The organism is Amycolatopsis sp. WAC 01375, from assembly GCF_003947325.1.
Taxonomy (GTDB): domain Bacteria; phylum Actinomycetota; class Actinomycetes; order Mycobacteriales; family Pseudonocardiaceae; genus Amycolatopsis.
In genome coordinates this window covers 1-4,801 of record NZ_QHHW01000030.1, presented here as the reverse complement: position 1 = coordinate 4,801, position 4,801 = coordinate 1, and the positions used below count along the sequence as shown (strand labels likewise).

The window sequence follows — 4,801 nt, the reverse complement described above, 5'->3', positions numbered from 1 at the left end:
GGGGGGGCGGGGAGCCTCGTCGAACGTGCCAGGCGGGCCCTCACCGAACTCGACCGGGCCCGCGCCGAACTGGCCCCGAAACCCGGCGTGGTCACCGGGATCGTCACGGTCGGCCTGTTGGAGAGCGCCGCCGAACGGCTCGCCGCACCGCTGACGACGGCCGTGCTGCGCGAGCATCCGGGGATCGAACTGCGGCTGCTCACCGCGTACTCGGGCCATCTTCAGCGGTGGATCGACGACGGCGACGTCGATCTGAGCCTGCTCTACAACCTGACCAGTACGCCGTCGCTCAACGTCCGGCCGCTGGTGCGCGAGCGACTTTGGGCGGTCGCTCCCCCGTCGGCCGGGCTGGATCCCGCGCGGCCCGTCCCGTTCGCCGAGGTGGCCGCACATCCGCTGGTGATGCCGTCCGAGGGGCACGCGCTGCGCACCCTCATCGACGGCGCGGCCCGTGAGGCGGGCGCCGACACCGAGGTCACCGTGCAGACCAACGCCATGACGCTGCAGAAACGTCTCGTGCTCGGCGGGCACGGCTGGACGATCCTGCCCGGCATCGGCATCGCGGCGGACGTCGCCGACGGCACCCTGAGCGCGGCCCCGGTCCGCGAACCGGAAGTCTGGCGCACCGTCGTCCTCGGCATGCCCCGGACCGGTCGCGTCACGCCCGCCGTCGACGCCGTCGCGCGGGCGCTGGTCCAGCAGATCCACCGGACCGTGCACGAGGGTGAGTGGCCCTCGGCCCGGCTTTGGGACGAACGAACAGGAGAAGGATGACCACGCTCCCCCGCACCGGCCACGCCGTCGCCGCCGACGGCACCCGGCTGGCCTACCAGTGGCACGGCACAGGCAGGCCGCTCGTGCTGCTGGCCGGGCAGGCGAACGACCACACGTGGTGGGACCGCACACGCGGGGACTTCCCGAGCACGATCACCATGGACTACCGCGGCACGGGAGCCAGCGACGCGCCCGATTCCGCTTACACCACAACGGGTTTCGCGGACGACGTGATCGTGGTCCTCGACGCGCTCGAAGTCTCCGAGGCGGACGTCTACGGCACCTCGATGGGCGGCCGGGTCGCGCAGTGGGTCGCCGCGCGATATCCCGAGCGGGTGCGCCGGCTCGTCCTCGGCTGCACCTCGCCGGGTGGCACGCACGGTGTCGAGCGGTCGAACGACGTACGGCTGGCGCTGGCCCGGCGGTCTTCGGTGAAGGCACGGGAGACGCTGGAGGACCTCATGTACACGCCCGCCTGGCGAGCGGCGAATCCCGGCCCGTACCGGGTGCTGGGCGCGCACGGCATGCCGCCGCACGCGGTGCGCGGGCATCTCGTCGCGAGCAACACGCACGACGCCTGGGACGTGCTTCCGGAGATCACCGCACCCACCCTGGTCCTGCACGGTGACGACGACCTGCTCGCACCGGTGGCGAACGCGCCGTTGCTGACGGAGCGCATTCCCGACGCGCGAATGCATCTCTTCGCCGGAGCGCGGCACGCGTACTTCGACGAGTGCCGCCCCGAATCGAGCGACCTGGTGGGCGACTTCCTGGGATAGCCCATGCCGACCGGGTATGTGTCCATCGCGGATTTCTATTTCTCAACCGCAGGGATCACAGCTCATGATGGTCGGCATCCCGGAGCGAAGGAGCTTCCCTTGCCGCACAAGAAGTCCGGCGTCGTGGCGAACGTGGTCCGCGGCTGCCTCGGCAACCTGGTCGAGTGGTACGACTGGTTCGTCTACGCCTCGTTCAGCATCTATTTCGCGGCCAGTTTCTTCCCCGAGGGAAATCTGACGGCCCAGCTGCTGTCCACGGCCGTCGTGTTCGCCGTCGGCTTCCTGATGCGCCCGCTCGGCGGCTGGCTCCTCGGCCTCTACGCGGACCGGTTCGGCCGCCGGGCGGCGCTGACCCTGTCCGTGACGTTGATGAGCTTCGGTTCGCTGGCCATCGCCGTCACCCCCGGCTACGCGTCGATCGGCATCCTCGCGCCCGTGATCCTCGTGGTCGCCAGGCTCGCGCAGGGTCTCTCGGTGGGTGGAGAATTCGGTTCGAGCGCGACCTACCTGTCCGAGATCGCCACCCCGCGTCGACGCGGGTTCTACTCGAGCTTCCAGTACGTCTCGATCACCGTCGGGCAACTTTCGGCGCTGCTGGTGATGATCGTGATGCAGTCGCTGCTCACCGAAGCGCAGATGTACGCGTGGGGCTGGCGGATCCCGTTCGTGCTCGGCGCGATCGCCGGGCTCGTGGTGATGTACCTCCGCCGCAGCATGATGGAATCGGAACACTTCCAGCGCTCTTCGGCCGCCGGTTCGGCCGCTGGTTCGCCTCCCCGCGGGGGCCTGCGGGTCCTGCTGCGCGAGCACCGCCGCCAGGTTCTCGCCGTGCTCGGCCTCGCCATCGGTGGCACGGTGGCGTTCTACACCTTCACGAGCTATCTGCAGAAGTACATGGTGAACACGGCCGGGATCCCCAAACCGACCGCGTCGCTCATCGGTTTCGCCGCCCTGTTCCTGTTCATCTTCATGCAACCCGTCGCCGGCGCCCTTTCCGACCGCTGGGGCCGCCGCCCGGTCATGTTCGGCTTCTCCATCGGCGGCATGCTCCTGACGGTGCCGATCATGACCCTCGTGGGCAGGACCGGGAATCCGTGGGTCGCCTTCCTGCTCATGATCACCGCCATGGTCTTCCTCAGCGGCTACACCGCACTGTCCGCGATCATCAAGGCGGAAATGTTCCCTACCAACGTCCGCGCCCTCGGCGTCGGCTTGCCACACGCCGTGGCGACCGCCGTCTTCGGCGGCCTTTCGGAACCGATCGCGCTGGCCTTGAAGCAGGCCGGATACGAGAGCGTGTACTTCTGGTGGGTCACCGGGTGCATCGGGCTGACGTTCGTGGCGACTTTGGTGGTGCGGGAGCCTTCGCGCCGGTCCTCTTTGGAGGTTGAGGTGCAGCCTGCTCGGGATTCCGTTGCGGGGTGAGGCTGCTTCTTTGGTGGTGGTCTGTGGCTGGGCTGTGGTTGCTCGGGGCGGTTTGCTTTGCTGAGGCATTGGGGTTGGGGTTGGGGTTGGGGTTGGGGCTATTGAAACGTCGTGGCCGGATTCTGGCGACGGTTCCCTGGTTCGGGGCGGCCTGGACCGTAGCCGGATTTCGGCAACCGTCGCAGCCCAGACGTGCAAGGGTTCAGCACGCGGGAACCGGCGACGACCGCCCCGGCCGCGGAGGCCCTAAAAGGGAGTCGTGGCCAGTCTTCGGCAACGGACATCCCGCTGGGAGCTCATGGCGGGCCCTGCCCATCGCCGTATTTCGGCAACGAGACACAACCACACTCTGGCAACAACAGCGGCCGTTCCATAGATCCGCAAAGCGGAGTCGTCAACGACCATTCGGCCAGGACTGAAGATGGCTGTCGTACAAGGATCTGCACCAAAGGAGGCCGTTGCCGTATTCCGGCAACAGCGCAGAACGGCGGGTGTTCTCGGCTGCCCCAGGTTCATGCAGCGATGGCGGCGAACTGTCGTACCTCTGCCCCGTCGGCGTGATGACCGTTAAGTCGCTGTCCGGGGCAAGCCGGTAAATCCAGCCGGAGCCAACACCAAGGCCCAGGCCGTAGCCGGGTTTCCGCAGTCGTGGCCGTTCTCCGGCAACGCCACCCAGTTCCGCCGCACCACGCGCTAGGAACTCACGGTGAGCCCTGCCCATCGCCGAATTTCGGCAACGAGTCAGAACCACGCTCCGACAACGGCAGTGGCCGTTCCGAAGCTCCATAAAGCGGAGTCGTCAAGCGAAGGTCTCAGCCACAGGACTCAAGATCGCCGTAGTGCAAGCAAGATCCGCACCAGAGGAGGCCGTTGCCGTTTTCCGGCGATGGTTCAGAACGGTGGTGGCTCCTCGGCCATCCGGGGTTCGTGCAACGGCGGAGGCGAACTGTCGTAACGCTGCCCCGTCGGTGTGGTGACCGTCAGAGTGCCGTCCGCGGCAAGCCGGTAAATCCAGCCGGGTTCGTCTTTGAGCCGATGATCCCGCCGACACAAATCGATCAACTCATCAGCATTGGTATGACCACCGAACTGCCACGGCACCACATGATCGAGGTCGCAGGCTTGGGCGGGACGCTGGCAGCCGGGTCTTCGGCACTCACGATCCCGCACCCGCACGAACTCACCCACCCCCGCCGTCGGCCGATACCGATCCCGCCCCAAATCCAGCACCTGCCCCGACAACGGATCCGTGATGATCCGCCGCAACACCGTATCCGGCCCACCAGCGATCTCCCGCGCCACCGACGCCGGAATACACCCATGCCCAGCCAACTCCGCCGGACCCTCGTTCACACCGAGGTAGGTCGCCAGATCCATATAGAGGAACACCTCCGCCCGCTCGCTCTTGCCGCCCTGGCCGCCGAGCAGGAGGTCGAGGGCGACGTCGGCACGGAGCTGATCCAGCGTGCGGGGTTCGCCGCCGGTCTTGAGGGCGCGTGCCTCCCGATCGATCCGCGTGTAGGCGGCGGCGACTTTCTCCACCGGCCCGTCTTCCACCTCGATCGACGCCACTCCTGCCTCGCCGTGGCGCACCGTGAGGCGGCGGCCCGCACGGGAATGCTCAGACCGGCGAGAAGCACCCTCCCGATCCACCGTCATCGCCACATGACTCGCCGCTTTGCGGATCTGCTCCGAATTCTTCCCCTCCAGGCGATCCTCCAACAGAGCGTCTGCGGCCCGGGCGTCTTCGTCGGAGAGCCATGAGGTGGCCGCCGCGATCTTCGCCGCCCCGAACCCATTCACCAAACCCCGGTCCATCAACC

4 protein-coding genes are annotated in these 4,801 nt (G+C 67.7%); 3 read left to right on the top strand and 1 reads right to left on the bottom strand.

Annotated elements, in window-relative coordinates; genetic code table 11:
* The 3 genes from DL991_RS19565 to DL991_RS19555 all read left to right on the top strand — a co-directional run.
* Positions 1–774, top strand: a 774-nt coding sequence (locus tag DL991_RS19565; RefSeq protein ID WP_125785781.1) for a LysR substrate-binding domain-containing protein, incomplete at its 5' end; no start/stop codon positions are given.
* Entirely contained in the window at positions 771–1,553 is a 783-nt protein-coding gene (locus DL991_RS19560) for an alpha/beta fold hydrolase (RefSeq protein WP_125785780.1), read from the top strand. The genes DL991_RS19565 and DL991_RS19560, both read left to right, overlap by 4 nt.
* Before the next feature lie 99 nt (positions 1,554–1,652).
* On the top strand, positions 1,653–2,978 hold the full coding sequence (locus tag DL991_RS19555; RefSeq protein ID WP_199746687.1) for an MFS transporter: 1,326 nt from the start codon (positions 1,653–1,655) through the stop codon (positions 2,976–2,978).
* Positions 2,979–3,869: 891 nt separating this feature from the next.
* Here DL991_RS19555 and DL991_RS19545 read toward each other — a convergent pair.
* On the bottom strand, positions 3,870–4,801 hold a 932-nt coding region (locus DL991_RS19545; protein ID WP_148106366.1), incomplete at its 5' end, for an HNH endonuclease signature motif containing protein.